This is a genomic window from Rhizobium sp. NPDC090275 (assembly GCF_044772225.1).
GTDB lineage: Bacteria > Pseudomonadota > Alphaproteobacteria > Rhizobiales > Rhizobiaceae > Rhizobium.
In genome coordinates this window covers 214,478-230,357 of record NZ_JBIVYL010000003.1, presented here as the reverse complement: position 1 = coordinate 230,357, position 15,880 = coordinate 214,478, and the positions used below count along the sequence as shown (strand labels likewise).

At 64.3% G+C, this 15,880-nt stretch carries 12 protein-coding genes; 8 read left to right on the top strand and 4 right to left on the bottom strand.

The window, feature by feature from the left end; translation table 11 throughout:
- Positions 1–73 precede the first annotated feature (73 nt).
- The 5 genes from kdpB (at position 74) to pepT (ending at position 7,672) form a co-directional block, all read left to right on the top strand.
- The gene (kdpB, locus tag ACIQUB_RS09040; protein ID WP_113235537.1) at positions 74–2,161 is read left to right on the top strand and encodes a potassium-transporting ATPase subunit KdpB; all 2,088 of its coding nucleotides are present in this window, start codon (positions 74–76) and stop codon (positions 2,159–2,161) included.
- A 12-nt stretch (positions 2,162–2,173) separates the two neighbouring features.
- Positions 2,174–2,743 (top strand): potassium-transporting ATPase subunit KdpC, encoded by a 570-nt coding sequence (gene kdpC, locus ACIQUB_RS09035; RefSeq protein ID WP_113235536.1) that lies wholly within the window; start codon positions 2,174–2,176, stop codon positions 2,741–2,743.
- A gap of 194 nt (positions 2,744–2,937) precedes the next feature.
- Positions 2,938–5,670, top strand: coding sequence for a sensor histidine kinase KdpD (locus ACIQUB_RS09030; RefSeq protein WP_113235535.1), 2,733 nt, complete (start codon positions 2,938–2,940; stop codon positions 5,668–5,670).
- A complete protein-coding gene (locus tag ACIQUB_RS09025; RefSeq protein ID WP_111561750.1) occupies positions 5,667–6,395 on the top strand; it encodes a response regulator transcription factor in 729 nt (242 codons plus the stop codon). Before ACIQUB_RS09030 ends, ACIQUB_RS09025 begins: the two co-directional genes overlap by 4 nt.
- A gap of 44 nt (positions 6,396–6,439) precedes the next feature.
- Positions 6,440–7,672, top strand: a complete 1,233-nt coding sequence (pepT, locus tag ACIQUB_RS09020; RefSeq protein ID WP_113235544.1) for a peptidase T — start codon at positions 6,440–6,442, stop codon at positions 7,670–7,672.
- Positions 7,673–7,732: 60 nt separating this feature from the next.
- Here the strand turns inward: pepT and ACIQUB_RS09015 are convergent, their stop codons facing one another.
- Positions 7,733–9,355, bottom strand: coding sequence for an ABC-F family ATP-binding cassette domain-containing protein (locus ACIQUB_RS09015; RefSeq protein ID WP_018898513.1), 1,623 nt, complete (start codon positions 9,353–9,355; stop codon positions 7,733–7,735).
- Positions 9,356–9,572: 217 nt separating this feature from the next.
- On the opposite strand from ACIQUB_RS09015, the gene ACIQUB_RS09010 reads away from it, so the two are divergent.
- Positions 9,573–11,642 carry an ATP-dependent helicase gene (locus ACIQUB_RS09010; protein ID WP_113235534.1) on the top strand — a complete coding sequence of 690 codons (2,070 nt, stop codon included), beginning with the start codon at positions 9,573–9,575 and terminating at the stop codon, positions 11,640–11,642.
- Positions 11,643–12,087: 445 nt separating this feature from the next.
- On the opposite strand, the gene ACIQUB_RS09005 is transcribed toward ACIQUB_RS09010, so the two are convergent.
- The 3 genes from ACIQUB_RS09005 to ACIQUB_RS08995 are packed head-to-tail and all read right to left on the bottom strand — an operon-like array spanning position 12,088 to position 14,082.
- Positions 12,088–12,876, bottom strand: a complete 789-nt coding sequence (locus ACIQUB_RS09005; protein ID WP_113235533.1) for a zf-HC2 domain-containing protein — start codon at positions 12,874–12,876, stop codon at positions 12,088–12,090.
- The gene (locus ACIQUB_RS09000; protein WP_113235532.1) at positions 12,873–13,478 is read right to left on the bottom strand and encodes an RNA polymerase sigma factor; all 606 of its coding nucleotides are present in this window, start codon (positions 13,476–13,478) and stop codon (positions 12,873–12,875) included. The genes ACIQUB_RS09005 and ACIQUB_RS09000 overlap by 4 nt, the downstream gene beginning before the upstream one ends.
- Before the next feature lie 58 nt (positions 13,479–13,536).
- Positions 13,537–14,082, bottom strand: coding sequence for a tetratricopeptide repeat protein (locus tag ACIQUB_RS08995; RefSeq protein ID WP_113235531.1), 546 nt, complete (start codon positions 14,080–14,082; stop codon positions 13,537–13,539).
- 192 nt (positions 14,083–14,274) lie between these two features.
- Here ACIQUB_RS08995 and ACIQUB_RS08990 point away from each other — a divergent pair, with 192 nt between their 5' ends.
- Together ACIQUB_RS08990 and ACIQUB_RS08985 are read left to right on the top strand one after the other, a co-directional pair.
- Positions 14,275–15,324: a type III polyketide synthase gene (locus ACIQUB_RS08990; protein WP_113235530.1), complete on the top strand. Its 1,050-nt coding sequence runs from the start codon at positions 14,275–14,277 to the stop codon at positions 15,322–15,324.
- A gap of 2 nt (positions 15,325–15,326) precedes the next feature.
- Complete coding sequence (locus tag ACIQUB_RS08985) at positions 15,327–15,827, top strand: isoprenylcysteine carboxylmethyltransferase family protein (RefSeq protein ID WP_113235529.1); 501 nt, start codon at positions 15,327–15,329, stop codon at positions 15,825–15,827.
- The last annotated feature ends 53 nt before the right edge of the window (positions 15,828–15,880 follow it).

Here is a 15,880-nt window from a genome sequence, read left to right as displayed (position 1 = left end):
CCCCACAAGGGGGAGGGTTAAGAGCGCGGCGCCCGCCCCATTCAATAATTGTCTCAAACGCTGGAGTTCTCTTATGAGCCAGGCAAAATCCGTGAGCATCCTCGATGCCCGCATTCTCATTCCGGCCTTCGGCGCGGCTTTTAAGAAGCTGAACCCGAAGGCGCTTGCCAAGAACCCCGTGATGTTCGTCGTCGCCACGGTTTCGGTTCTGACCACCGTCCTCTTCATCCGCGATCTCGTGACCGGCGGCAGCAATCTCGGCTTCTCGTTCCAGATCAACCTGTGGCTCTGGTTCACGGTGCTGTTCGCCAATTTCGCCGAAGCAGTCGCGGAAGGCCGCGGCAAGGCGCAGGCGGATTCCCTGCGCAAGGCGCGCACCGAAACGCAGGCCAAGCTTCTGACCGCCAACAATGGCAGCGGCTATCGCATGGTGACGGGAACCAGCCTGAAGGTGGGCGATCTCGTGCTGGTCGAGGCGGGAGATATCATCCCCTCCGACGGCGAGGTGATCGAAGGCGTTGCCTCCGTCAACGAGGCAGCGATCACCGGTGAATCCGCGCCCGTCATCCGTGAATCGGGCGGCGACCGCTCGGCGGTCACCGGCGGCACGCAGGTGTTGTCCGACTGGATCCGCGTGCGCATCACGGCGGCGGCCGGCTCCACCTTCATCGACCGGATGATCGCGCTCGTCGAAGGTGCGGAGCGGCAGAAGACGCCGAACGAGATTGCGCTCAACATCCTGCTTGCCGGCATGACGCTGATCTTCGTGCTTGCCACGGCGACGATCCCAAGCTTTGCTGCCTATGCCGGCGGCTCGATCCCGATCATCGTGCTCGTCGCGCTGTTCGTGACGCTCATCCCGACGACGATCGGCGCGCTTCTCTCGGCAATCGGCATTGCCGGCATGGACCGCCTCGTGCGCTTCAACGTGCTAGCAATGTCCGGCCGCGCGGTGGAGGCAGCGGGCGACGTTGACATTCTGCTGCTCGACAAGACGGGCACGATCACGCTCGGCAATCGCCAGGCGACCGCCTTCCGCCCGGTTCGTGGGGTCAGCGAGCAGGAACTGGCCGATGCGGCGCAGCTCGCCTCGCTTGCCGACGAGACGCCCGAGGGTCGCTCGATCGTGGTGCTCGCCAAGGAGAAATACGCGATCCGCGGCCGCGACATGACGAGCCTGAAGGCCACCTTCGTGCCCTTTACCGCGCAGACCCGCATGAGCGGCGTCGATGTCGAAGGGTCTTCGATTCGCAAGGGTGCCGTCGATGCGGTGCTCTCCTATGTCGACGGTGGTTCCGCCATCGCTTCGGGCAACACGGCGATCGCACTGCGCTCGAACTCCGACACGGTGCGCGAGCTGCAGGCCATTGCCGACGAGATCGCCAAGGCGGGCGGCACGCCGCTTGCCGTTGCCCGCGACGGACGCCTGCTCGGCGTCATCCAGCTGAAGGACATCGTCAAGGGCGGCATCCGCGAACGTTTCGCGGAACTGCGCCGCATGGGCATTCGCACCGTCATGGTGACCGGCGACAACCCGATGACGGCGGCGGCAATCGCAGCCGAAGCCGGCGTCGACGATTTCCTGGCGCAGGCGACGCCTGAGAACAAGCTGGCGCTGATCCGCGAGGAGCAGGCCAAGGGCAAGCTGGTCGCCATGTGCGGCGACGGCACCAACGACGCACCGGCGCTGGCGCAATCGGATGTCGGCGTCGCCATGAACACCGGCACGGTGGCCGCCCGCGAGGCCGGTAACATGGTCGATCTCGATAGCGACCCGACGAAGCTCATCGAGATCGTCGAGATCGGCAAGCAGCTCCTGATGACACGCGGCGCGCTGACGACGTTTTCGATCGCCAACGACGTGGCCAAGTATTTCGCCATCATCCCGGCGATGTTCCTGACCTTTTATCCGCAGCTGACGGCGCTCAACGTCATGGGCCTGTCGACGCCGCAAAGCGCCATTCTCTCGGCGATCATCTTCAACGCGTTGATCATCATCGCGCTGATCCCGCTTTCGCTGCGCGGCGTGCGCTACCGGCCGATCGGCGCCGGCGCGCTGCTGTCCCGCAACCTGCTGATTTACGGCCTCGGCGGCATCGTCGTTCCATTCGTCGCCATCAAGGCGATCGACATGGCGATCACTGCCATCGGCCTCGTCTAAGGAGTTACGTCCATGCTCAAGCAACTTCGTCCCGCGATCGTGATGATCGTCGCCACCACCGCCATCACCGGCCTCGTCTATCCGCTCGCCATGACGGGCGCCGCGCAAGCGCTGTTTCCCGCCCAGGCGAACGGCAGCCTGATCGAGAAGGACGGCAAGGTGATCGGCTCGTCGCTCATCGGCCAGGCCTTCACCGGCGACCAATATTTCCACGGTCGCCCGTCGGCGGCCGGCGACGGCTACAACGCGGCAAGCTCCAGCGGCTCCAACCTCGGGCCGACCAGCCAAAAGCTGATCGACCGGGTGAAGGCCGACTACGAGGCCGCCAAGGCGAGCAACCCGAACGCGCCGGTGCCGGCAGACCTCGTCACCGCGTCGGGCAGCGGTCTTGACCCGCACATCTCGCCTGATGCCGCCTACTTCCAGGTGCCGCGTGTGGCCAAGGCCCGAGGTGTGGACGAGGCCAAGGTGAAGGCGCTGGTGGATGGCGCCGTGGAAGGTCGGGAGCTTGGTTTTCTCGGCGAGCCTGTGGTCAATGTTCTCAAGTTGAACCAGAGGCTTGATGCTTCTATGAGTGAGTAAAACAGCCAGAGGCCCCCTCACCCGCCTCCGCTGCGCTCGGCCACCCTCTCCCCGAGGGGAGAGGAGAACCGCAGGCGTCACGGCTCCTCCCTTCTCCCCCACGGGGAGAAGGTGGCCCGAAGGGTTCAGGTGCAACAAGTTGCACCGGGGATGAGGGGGCCAGTCCATCGACCGCCAGGAAAGCACAACGCCGCATGCCAGACGACAACCGCGAACAGGCCGGACGGCCCTCGCCCGAGGCGCTTCTTGAAAAAGCGCGGGCGGAGACGCGTGGGCGGTTGAAGATCTTTCTGGGGGCAGCGCCCGGCGTCGGCAAGACATATGAGATGCTGGCCTCCGGGCGCGCGAAGATCGCCGATGGCGTCGATGTGGTGGTTGGTATCGTCGAGACGCATGGCCGCAAGGAGACGCAGGCGATGCTTGCGGGCTTCGAGATCGTGCCGCGCGTGTCAGTCGACTACCGGGGCCGGCGGCTGGAAGAGATGGATATCGACGCCATCATCGCCCGCAAGCCCGACCTCGTGCTGGTCGACGAACTCGCGCACAGCAACGCCGAGGGCAGCCGACACCCGAAGCGCTACCTCGATGTCAAGGAACTGCTCGATCGCGGCATCGACGTCTATTCGACGCTCAATATCCAGCATGTCGAGAGCCTGAACGACGTCGTCTCGCAGATCACCCGCATCCGGGTGCGCGAGACGGTGCCGGACAAGGTGATCGACATGGCCGACGACGTCGAGATCATCGATCTCACGCCCGACGACCTGATCAAGCGTCTTCATGACGGCAAGGTCTACATGGCCAACACCGCCGAGCGGGCGCTGACCAACTATTTCACGCCGGGCAACCTGACGGCGCTGCGGGAACTGGCGCTGCGGCGCACGGCGCAGCGGGTGGACGACCAGCTTTTGAACCACATGCAGGCGCATGCGATATCAGGCCCGTGGGCCGCGAGCGAGCGCGTGCTGGTGTCGGTCGATCACCATCCGGCCTCGGCGTCGCTGGTGCGCTATGCCGCGCGCATGGCCTCGCGGCTGAGGGCGCCATGGGCCGCCGTCTATGTCGAGACCAACCGCTCGATCAACCTCAGCGAGGCCGAACGCGACACACTGGCCGCCAATCTCAGGCTGGCCGAACAGCTCGGTGGCGAGGCGATCACCGTTCCCGGGCGCGAGACCTCGGAAGAGCTGATCCGCTACGCCGCCTCCAACAACGTTACCCACATCGTGATCGGCGCGCCGAAGCAGCCGACATGGCGGGAGTGGTTCTCGCCGTCTGCCGCCGATCTTCTGATCCGCAAGGCAGGCGATATCAGCGTTCACGTCATTTCGGGCGACGATCACAAAGCTGGCGCGCAACGCGGCGTCAAGGCGGCAGCGGCCCGACCAGCCTTCGATCTGCGCGCCTATCTGCTGGCAATCGTCTATGTGGCGATCGCGCTTGTCGCCGGCATCGTGCTCGACCAGGTGCTCGACGTGCGCAATCTGGCGCTGGTGTTCCTGATGGCGGTGCTGACCTCGGCGGTGTTGCACGGGCTACGGCCGGCACTGTTTTCCTGCCTGCTCGGCGCTTTCGCCTTCAACTTCTTCTTCCTGCCGCCGCGCTACACGCTGACGATTAGCGATCCGGAAAGCGTGCTGGCGCTGTTCTTCTTTCTCGGCGTGGCGATCGTCGCCAGCAACCTGACGGCAACAGTGCAGCGGCAGGCATCCGCGGCGCGGCAGCGGGCGCGCACCACCGAGGATCTCTATCTCTTCTCGAAGAAGCTCGCCGGCACCGGCACGCTTGACGACGTGCTCTGGGCGACGGCCTTCCAGCTGGCGTCGATGCTCAGGGTGCGCGTCGTGCTGCTCTTGCCCGAGAACGGGACGATCGCGGTGAGGGCCGGCTATCCGCCAGACGATACACTTGACGACGCCGACATCGCGGCCGCGCGCTGGGCGTGGGAGCACAACCACGCCGCCGGACGCGGCGCAGACACGCTGCCGGGCGCCAAGCGGCTCTATGTGCCGCTGCGCACCGGACGCGCCGCCGTCGGCGTGATCGGGCTGGACAGCGACCGCCGCGACGGGCCGCTTCTGACGCCGGAACAGCAGAGATTGCTCGATGCGCTGGCGGACCAGGCGGCACTGGCGATCGAGCGTATCCAGCTCGTCGCCGACGTCGACCAGGCGAAGCTGGCGGCAGAGGCCGACCGGCTGCGCTCGGCGCTGCTGACCTCGATTTCGCACGACCTGAAGACGCCGCTTGCCGCCGTGCTCGGCGCCTCCACAACGCTACGCGACTATTTCGCCTCGATGAGCGAGGAGGACCGCAAGGATCTGCTTTCGACCGTGGTCGACGAATCCGAGCGGCTGAACCGCTTCATCGCCAACCTGCTCGACATGACGCGGATCGAATCCGGGGCGATGGAGCCGAATTCGGCTCTGCATGATGTCGGCGACATCGTCGGCAGCGCGCTTCGCCGCGCGGCCAAGATCCTGTCGCATCACGGCGTGCACGTGACCATCCCGGCGGACCTGCCGACTGTCAGGGTCGATCCCGTCCTCTTCGAGCAGGTGCTGTTCAACCTCATCGACAATGCCGCGAAATATGCGCCCGAGGGTTCGACCGTCGAGATCAAGGGATGGGCCAACAATGGCATCGTGACCGGCGATGTGATGGTGCAGGTGGCCGACAGCGGGCCGGGCATTCCTGATAATGATCTCGACCGCGTGTTCGACACCTTCTACCGCGTGCGCAAGGGCGACCAGGTGCGGGCCGGCACAGGACTTGGCCTCTCCATCTGCCGCGGTTTCGTCGAGGCGATGGGCGGCACCATCACCGCGTCAAATCGGCCCGACCGCTCGGGCGCGGTCTTCACCATCAGGCTGCCCCGCCCCCAAGAGATCACGAATGACATCACGAAGCTGGAAGATATGAAATGACCGGTTCGCCCGTGAAAATCCTCGTCGTCGACGACGAGCCCCCTATCCGCAAGCTGCTGCGCGTCGGTCTGACGGCGCAGGGATACGAGGTGCATGAGGCGCCGGATGCGGCGACCGCTCGCGCGCTTGCAGGCGAAGTCGGCCCCGATCTCATCGTGCTCGATCTCGGCCTTCCCGACACGCCGGGCCACGCGCTGCTTGGCGAATGGCGCGAACAGGGGCTGACCACGCCCGTCGTCATTCTCTCTAGCCGCACCGATGAAGGCGGGATCGTCAAGGCGCTGGAGACGGGGGCGGACGACTATGTGACCAAGCCGTTCGGCATGAACGAGCTCGGCGCGCGCATCCGCGTGGCGCTGCGCCACCGGCTGCAGCAGCAGGGCGAGAAGGCGGTGTTTCGCACCGGCGGGCTGTCGATCGATCTGGTCAAGCGGATCGTCAAGGTCGACGAACGCGAGATCAAGCTGTCGCCGAAGGAGTACGATATCCTGCGTGTGCTAGCGCAGTATTCCGGCAAGGTGCTGACGCATCAATTCATGCTGAAGCAGATCTGGGGACCGGCGGCGGATGTGCAGTATCTGCGTGTCTATGTGCGCCAGCTGCGGCAGAAGATCGAGGCCACACCCGACCAGCCGCAATACATCACCACCGAAACCGGCGTCGGCTACCGGCTGCGCGAGGCCGACCTGCCTGCAACCGAAAGTGCTTCACCAGAGGGGCGATGAGGGATAGAGCAGTGATCGGTTGATACAGAAGAATGGACCGCATCATGACCGATACCGTTACCGACCGCTTCCTGCGCTATGTCGTCATCGACACGCAATCCGACCCGCAATCGCCGAGCCAGCCCTCCACCGAGAAGCAGAAGAACCTCGGCCGCGTGCTGGTCGATGAACTGCTGGCGATCGGCCTTTCGGACGCGCATCTGGACGAGCACGGCTATATCTATGCGACCATTCCCGCCAACACGGACAAGCAGGTGCCCGTCATCTGCTTCTGCTCGCATATGGACACGGCGCCCGATTTCAGCGGCACCAACGTTAAGCCGCAGATTCTGCGCGGCTACGAGGGCGGCGATATTCGCCTAACCGGCGACCAGCAGCAGGTTATCCGGGTGAGCGAGCATCCGGAGCTGAAGAACCAGATCGGCAACGACATCATCACGACCGACGGAACGACGCTGCTCGGCGCCGACGACAAGGCGGGGATCGCCGAGATCATGACGGCGGCGCAGTTCCTCGTCTCCAATCCCGATATCAAGCATGGCACGATCAAGATCCTGTTCACGCCGGACGAGGAGATCGGCCGCGGCGTCGATAAGGTGGACCTGAAGAAGCTCGGCGCCGACTTCGCCTATACGATGGACGGGTCGACGGCGGGGCATATCGAGGACGAGACATTTTCGGCCGACGGCGTCGAGATCACCATCCAAGGTGTCGCCATCCATCCGGGCTTCGCCAAGGGGAAGATGGAAAACGCCATCAGGATCGCCGGCGCGATCATCGACCGGCTGCCGAGAGATATCGGCCCCGAGACGACATCGGGCCGGCAGGGCTTCATCCATCCGACCGGCGTTACCGGCTCGATGGAGAAGGCTGAGATCGGGCTGATCATCCGCGATTTCGACAATGCGGGGCTGACGGCCAAGGAAGAGATGCTGGAAGCGATCGTCAGGCAAGTGATGGCCGGCTATCCGGGCTCGACCTACACTTTCGAGGTCAAGCAGCAGTATCGCAACATGAAGGAAGTGGTCGATCGCCACCCCGATATCGTCGAGAACGCCATCGAGGGCATTCGCCGCGCCGGGATGGAACCGAAGCGCGGCAGCATTCGCGGCGGCACCGACGGCTCGCGCCTCTCCTTCATGGGCCTGCCCTGCCCCAACATCTTCGCCGGCGGCCACGCGTTTCATTCGCCGCTGGAATGGGTGAGCCGGCAGGATATGGAGCGGGCTGCGAAGACGATCGTGGAGATTGCCAGGGTTTGGGAGGAGCGGGCTTAAGCGCCCGCGCACCAATCTCACGCCAATGAAAAATGCCGGACGTCACCGCCCGGCATTTTATTATCCCCGCAGACCCGGCGCTTCCTGGCCGGTGCGCTCGACGTACTCTGTATAGCCGCCGCCATACTGATGAATGCCATCGGGCGTCAGCTCCAGCACGCGGTTGGAGAGCGCCGCTAGGAAGTGGCGGTCGTGGCTGACGAAAAGCATGGTGCCTTCGTATTGCGACAGCGCCTTGATCAGCATTTCCTTGGTGTCGAGATCCAGGTGGTTGGTCGGCTCGTCGAGGACGAGCAGGTTGGGCGGGTCGAACAGCATCTTGGCCATGACCAGACGCGCCTTTTCACCACCGGAGAGAACCCGGCACTTCTTTTCGACGTCGTCGCCGGAAAAGCCGAAGCAGCCGGCGAGCGCGCGCAGCGGCGCCTGGCCGGCCAGCGGGAAGCTATCTTCCAGCCATTCGAGAACCGTGCGTTCGCCATCGAGCAGGTCCATGGCGTGCTGGGCGAAATAGCCGAGCTTGACGCTCGCGCCGAGCGCAACCGTGCCCTGGTCCGGCTCGGTGGAGCCCGTGACCAGCTTCAGCAGCGTCGACTTGCCGGCGCCGTTGATGCCCATGATGCACCAGCGCTCCTTGCGGCGAACCATGAAGTCGAGGCCTTCATAGATCGTGCGGCTGCCGTACTTCTTGTGGACGTTCTTCAGGTTGATCACGTCTTCGCCGGAGCGCGGCGCGGGAAGGAATTCGAAGGCCACCGACTGGCGGCGCTTGGGCGGCTCGACGCGGTCGATCTTTTCCAGCTTCTTGACGCGGCTCTGCACCTGCGAGGCGTGTGAGGCGCGCGCCTTGAAGCGTTCGATGAACTTGATTTCCTTGGCAAGCATGGCCTGCTGGCGCTCGAACTGCGCCTGCTGCTGCTTCTCGTTCTGGGCGCGCTGTTGTTCGTAGAAGGCATAGTCGCCGGAATAGGAGGTGAGCTGGCCGCCATCGATCTCGATGATCTTGCCGACGATGCGGTTCATGAACTCGCGGTCGTGCGAGGTCATCAAAAGCGCGCCGTCATAGTTCTTCAGGAACTCTTCCAGCCAGATCAGACTTTCGAGATCGAGATGGTTGCTCGGCTCGTCGAGCAGCATGACGTCGGGGCGCATCAACAGGATGCGGGCGAGCGCCACGCGCATCTTCCAGCCGCCGGAGAGGCCGCCGACATCGCCATCCATCATTTCCTGGGTGAAGCTCAGGCCATCGAGCACCTCGCGGGCGCGGCCCTCGAGCGCGTAGCCATCCAGCTCCTCGTAGCGAGCCTGTACCTCGCCGTAACGCTCGATGATGCGGTCCATCTCGTCGAGCTTGTCGGGATCGACCATCTCGGCTTCGAGTTCGCGCAGTTCGGCGGCAACGACGCTGACCGGGCCGGCGCCCTCCATGACCTCGGCCACGGCGCTACGGCCAGACATTTCGCCGACATCCTGGTTGAAGTAGCCGATGGTGACGCCTTTTTCACCGGCGACATTGCCCTCATCGGGCTGCTCCTCGCCTGTGATCATGCGGAAGAGTGTCGTCTTGCCGGCGCCATTCGGGCCGACGAGGCCGATCTTCTCGCCCTTGTTGAGCGCCGCCGAGGCCTCGATGAAGAGGATGCGGTGGCTGTTCTGCTTGCTGATATTTTCGATGCGGATCATGGGAAGCGTGGTCCAAAACAGGTTTTCGGCGCCCTTATGCCACGCAACACCTGAGATGTCGCCCGTTTTCCGCAGTGCACCAAATGTTCAGGTCCGACCGTTTCCCTGTGGTGACAGCGCTGCGGGACTTCCAAACATCAGACGGCACTGATACGTTCCATATTTGTTCCCGAGTCGCGTTTCCATCGCGGCGCGTATGCTAGAGGCTGAAGAATAGATGCAGGCGGCGGCCTATCTCGAGAAACTGAACGAGCGGCAACGTCTTGCCGTGGAGCATGGGGTCGGTCAGGGACCGGATACGACGGGCGGTCCTCTGCTGATCATCGCCGGCGCCGGATCGGGCAAGACCAACACGCTGGCGCACCGGGTGGCGCATCTGATCGTCAACGGCGCCGATCCGCGCCGTATCCTCTTGATGACTTTTTCGCGAAGGGCGGCGTCCGAGATGGCACGGCGCGTCGAGCGCATCTGCCGGCAGGTGCTCGGCGCCAATTCCGCCGTGATGACCGACGCGCTGACCTGGGCCGGCACTTTTCACGGGATCGGCGCGCGACTGCTCCGGATCTATGCCGAGCAGATCGGCCTCAATGTCGATTTCACCATTCACGACCGGGAAGACAGCGCCGACCTGATGAACCTCATCCGGCACGAGCTCGGCTTCTCCAAGACCGAAAGCCGGTTTCCGACCAAGGGCACGTGTCTGGCGATCTATTCGCGCACGGTCAATTCCGAGACGCCGCTCTCCGAGGTCCTGAAGACCTGGTATCCGTGGGTGGCGACCTGGGAAGAGCAGCTGCGCGAGCTGTTTGCCTGCTACGTCGAGGCCAAGCAGGCGCAGAACGTGCTCGATTACGACGACCTCCTGCTTTACTGGGCGCAGATGGTCAGCGATCCGGAACTGGCAGCCGACATTGGCGGGCGCTTCGACCATGTGATGGTGGACGAGTACCAGGATACCAACCGGCTGCAATCCTCCGTATTGATGGCGCTGAAGCCTGGCGGGCGGGGCTTAACCGTCGTCGGCGACGACGCGCAGTCCATCTACTCCTTCCGGGCGGCGACGATCCGCAATATTCTCGACTTCCCTAGGACATTCGAGCCGCCGGCCGATATCATCACGCTCGACCGCAACTATCGTTCGACGACGACGATCCTTGCCGCCGCCAATGGCGTCATCGAACTGGCGCGCGAGCGCTTCACCAAGAACCTCTGGACCGACCGGCAATCGGAAGAGCGGCCGAAGCTGCTCACCGTCAAGGACGAGAACGACCAGGCGAACTACATCGTCGAGCAGGTGCTCGCCAACCGCGAAGTGGGTATGACGCTGAAGCAGCAGGCAGTGCTGTTTCGCACCTCCTCGCACAGCGGCCCGCTCGAAGTGGAGCTGACCCGGCGCAACATCCCCTTCGTCAAATTCGGCGGGCTGAAGTTCCTGGATTCGGCGCATGTCAAGGACATGCTGGCGATCCTGCGCTTCGCGCAGAACCCACGCGACCGGGTCTCCGGCTTCCGGCTGCTGAAGATGCTGCCCGGGATCGGGCCGCAGACGGCGGGCAAGATCCTCGACACGATCGCCGCCGACCCCGAGCCGCTAATGGCGCTCGCCGAAATTCCGCCGCCGGCCAAGACCGGCGAAAGCTGGCCGGCGCTGGTGCAGCTGCTGGAAGGATTGCGCAAGTCGAACGGGCCGTGGCCTGCCGAGATCGCGCAGGCGCGCGAATGGTACGAGCCGCATCTCGACCGCATCCACGAGGACGCCGACACCCGCAAGGCCGACCTGCTGCAACTCGAGCAGATCGCATCCGGCTATGCCAACCGCGAGCGCTTCCTCACCGAACTGACGCTCGACCCGCCCGACGCCACCAGCGACCAGGCCGGCGTGCCGCTGCTCGACGAGGATTATCTCATCCTCTCCACCATCCATTCGGCCAAGGGACAGGAGTGGCGGGCGGTGTTCATGCTCAACGTCGTCGATGGCTGCATCCCCTCCGACCTCGCCGTCGGCACGACGCAGGAGATCGAGGAGGAGCGCCGGCTGCTCTATGTCGGCATGACGCGGGCAAAGGACAGCCTGACGCTGATCACCCCGCAACGCTTCTTCACCAGCGGCCAACACGGCCAGGGCGACCGGCATGTCTATGCGTCGCGCACACGGTTCATTCCGGTGACGCTGCTGCAATATTTCGAGACGGCCGCATGGCCGGTGGTGGTCGCGACGCCTTCGGAGCGGAGTACGCAGCAGATAAGGGTGGATGTGGCGGCACGGATGCGGACGATGTGGCGGTAGGTTTTTCCGATAGCACACCTGCGCGCGCCGGGTACGATGTCATCCTCGACCAAAGAAATCCGCCAGCCTACCCAAAGGCTTAGGCGTCCGGCTGTGATTTTCCATCCCCGCACCTCGACGTCATGGCCATAATCGCCCCGTCATCGCGCAGGGAGCCGGGTCGCGAACCGGATCTCGATCGTCCATTCAGGAACCGGCGCGTGGTGATGGTTGCCAAGGAGATTTGAGGCCGTCAGGGCCAAGGATCTTCCGGCAAGGCTGACCCGGGAGACGCTCCTGCCGGATCGGGCGAACCGGAAACCGAAGCGATCGGGCAGGCATCATGCCTGACAACCCATACCACCGATAGAATATGCCTGCCCTTCCCAGCCTAAAGGCCAGCCGTCGCGGAGCCCCGCGCGGTGTGTTGGCGTGCAAATTGGTTGGCCGTATCGCCATGTCCCACTCACACCGCCAACTGCATCCTCACATCCCCCGCCAACGCCTTCATCCGCTCCGGCGACGCATGGCCGATCAGCATGAAGGCGTGGGTCTTATCCGACCAATAGACGACGTTCATGCCCTTGCGGGCTTCGACGTCGGGCGGCTTGATGCCGTCGTCGGAGCGGACGATGCAGAGGGCCAGGGGGCCCGTCTCGGGGTCGAGGTAAGCGAGCTGGGCGAGTGGCTGGTCGTCATATTGCAGGAGCAGCGCCCGTTTGAAATCGACGCCCTGAAGCGCGATCGCCTCCGGCGAGAGGCGCAGGCCGAGCCTTGCTTCGACGGCCGACAACTGCCCGGATTGCGCCGCAAGCGACGGCACCGGGCCGGCCAGTGTTTCGGGCGTGTAGAGCGCGATGTAATCGGCGACCGTGGCGCGCCATTCGCTGCTTTCATCGGTGGCGGCGAGCTGCCGGCTCAGGCCGATGAAGGCGCGGTCGGCGATGACGCCGGCAACCAGGCAGGCGGCGAGTGCGCCGAGGAAGCGACGGCGGCTGGGGGCCGGCGTTGCCGCTGATGTGGCGGAGAGACGCGAGAGAATGGCTTCGAGCTCGGCCTTTGGCGCCTGAGCGAGCAGCGGATCGAAGGCCTGCGCGAAGGGCAGGCTGGCGCGGGACAGGAACTCGAGGCGGGAGGCCAGCTCGGCGTGCGTTTCCAGGAGTGCTTCGAGACGCGCAGCCTCAGCAGGTGGCAGTTCGCCGTCGAGATAGGCGGTCAGCTCCTCGTCGGAGGGGATCGTGGTCTTGTCGGTCATCGTCCGCCCTCCTCTTTCAGATTGCCGGCAAGGGTCGCGCGGGCAGCGGCCAGCCGGCTCATGACGGTGCCGATCGGAATATCGAGCACGGCGGCCACCTCCTTGTAGGACAGGCCCTCGACATAGGCCAGGAAGACCGCGGCACGCTGCGCATCGGGCAGCGCGCCAACGAGACGAAGCACCTGAGCGGCCATGACATGCGTCTCCGTTTCGCGCGCGCCATCGACGACGAGCGCCTGCTCGGCGTCGACGAAGCCCTGCCCTTCGCGGACCCGCCGCGAGCGGATTTCATTGAGCCAGATCGAATGAAGAATGGCAAACAGCCAGCGATCGAGCCGGGTGCCCACCTGAAACTGCGTGGCCCTCTCCAGAGCGCGCACGCAGGTCTGCTGCACCAGATCGTCGGCCACGTCGCGGCGATGCGAGAGCACGAGACCATAGCGCCAGAGCCGCGACAGGTTTTCCGTCAGACCGCTCCTGATATCGGATTCGCTTGCGATGGCCGCCTCCGCCACGGGGTTTGCCGAAGACCGCGCTGGACGAGCCGGCGCGGTCTTGTTGGCGTGACTATAGGCAGGAAATGTCGTGTAGGCGACGACCATCGGCATGTTCCTCGTCACATTATCGGGTGTTCGCGCCTCACACTTCAGACTTTGGGCCTCAGATCTTCGACGGATCGGTGATCGCTTCATTGAGATCGCGATATTCCTCGCAAGACGTGCCGCACAGCGTCTTGATGGTGCCGAGCTGCTCCTTGGCGAGATCGATGCGACCCTTGATGACATAGGCTTCACCGAGATATTCGCGGACCTTGGCATATTGCGGATCGAGCTGGACCGACTTCAGATAGTAGCCAATGCCCTCATCCGTGCGTCCAAGCTTACGCGTTGCGTAGCCGCGATAGTTCAGCGCCTCGGCGGTGTTCTGGTTCTTCAGCGTGTCGAGCATGGCCAGCGCCTCATCGTAACGACCGGCCTTGGCCAGCGAATAGGCGTATTCGGTGCGGTTGTCGTCGGTGATGTTGGCGCCCGACTGCTTGACGCATTTCTGCGTCTTCTTGTCATAAACCTCACCCTTCTTGCAGGTGGGCGTGGTGGCGCCGCCGCTATCGTCGCCGCCGGCTGCGAAAACAGGCGCGGTGAACGCGAAGGCGGCGATCGCGCCGCTGATGAGAACGGATGCAATTCGGGAGGTTGCTGAGGTCATGATGTATCTCCTTCGGGACAAGACGGGTTGGTCTGGAAGACAGGGTTGCGGCGAATGAACACCGCAGCCGGCGGGTTTATTCGGCAGGCGTGCCGAATTTCCCGATCACCGTTTCGTGAGAGCCAGCGGCGAATAAAGCCCGGTCTGGCGTGTTTGCTCCGCGTGCGCCGGGGGATGAACAGGAGCATTTTCGTGAACGAGACCGTCAAACTACTCAGCCTCGCCACCGCGGCACCACTGCATGTGATCACGCAGGAGGAAGCCGCGGGGACGTCAGCGCGGCTGTTTTCCAGCCGGCTGAAGGACTTCGCGCATCTCGTGCCGGTCTTCACGAATGCCGGCATCCGCACGCGGCACGCCGCGCGACCGCTCTCATGGTTCACCGAGCCGCATGGCTGGGAAGACCGGATGCAGGCCTATCAGGACGAGGCGCGCAGCCTGTTTCGCCGGACCGTCACGGCGGCGCTCGATCAGGCTGGCCTTAAGGGAACCGATGTCGACTGCATCGTCACGGTTTCCTCGACAGGCATCGCGACGCCGAGCCTTGATGCTCAGCTGGCCTCCGAGATCGGGTTTCGCACGGATATCGAGCGCCTGCCGGTGTTCGGGCTCGGCTGCGCGGCTGGCGTTTCGGGCTTTGCGATCGCGGCGCGGCTCGCCAAGGCGCGGCCCGGAGCGACCGTGCTCTTCGTCTCGATCGAGCTTTGCACGCTGGCCTTCCGGCTGGACGAGCTGACGCGGGCGAATATCATCGCCACGGCGCTGTTCGGCGATGGAGCAGCGGCCTGTATCTTGCGGGCTGGGCCGGAGGGGCTTGCCGCGGTCGAATCCACCGGGGAGCATCTGTTTCCCGATACGCTGGGGATCATGGGCTGGAAGATCGACGATACCGGCTTCGGGATCGTGCTGGCGCAATCGCTGCCGCCCTTTGCGGAGAAGGAGTTAGGCCCGGCGATCGACGGCATTCTTGATCGTAACAGGCTGAGTCGGGATGATATCGACCGCTTCATCTGCCATCCCGGCGGGGCGCACGTGCTGGCGGCGCTGGAGACGGCCTTGTCTATCCCGTCCTCGGCGCTCGACCATGAGCGGGCGGTGCTTGAGGAATACGGCAACATGTCGTCGCCAACGGTGCTGTTTGTGCTCGAGCGGGTGCTGCGCCAGGGATTGCCGAAGCGGGCGGCGATGATTGCGATGGGGCCGGGCTTTTCGGCCAGCTGCGTGACGTTGACGAGGGCCTGACCATGTGGCCCTCGATCCTCATCCTCGGTTTCGTGACGCTGCAGCGGCTGGCGGAGCTTGTCATCGCCCGCCGCAACGCCAGAGCGCTGATGGCGCGCGGCGCCCGCGAGATCGGCGCCGACCACTATCCTGTCATGGTGGCGTTGCATGTTAGCTGGCTTGCCGGGCTCTGGCTGTTGGCGCCGGGCCATCCGGTGCAGCCGGTGTGGCTCGTGCTCTTCGTCGTGCTGCAGCTTGGGCGGCTCTGGGTTCTGGCCACGCTCAAGGGGCGATGGACGACGCGGATCATCGTGCTGCCGGGGGCACCGCTGGTGTGTGAGGGACCGTATCGGCTGCTCTCGCATCCGAATTATGCGGTCGTGATCGGCGAGATCGCGGTGCTGCCGCTGGCGTTCAACATGCCTCTTTATGCCGCCACCTTCTCCATCTTGAACGGGCTGATGCTGTGGCTTCGCATCTCGGTGGAGAACCGCGCGCTGAAGACGGCAATGTTTTTGAAATGAATGCGATTTTTCATTTGCACGCGGCTTGGCGGAGGGGCATTTTCCATGCCTAG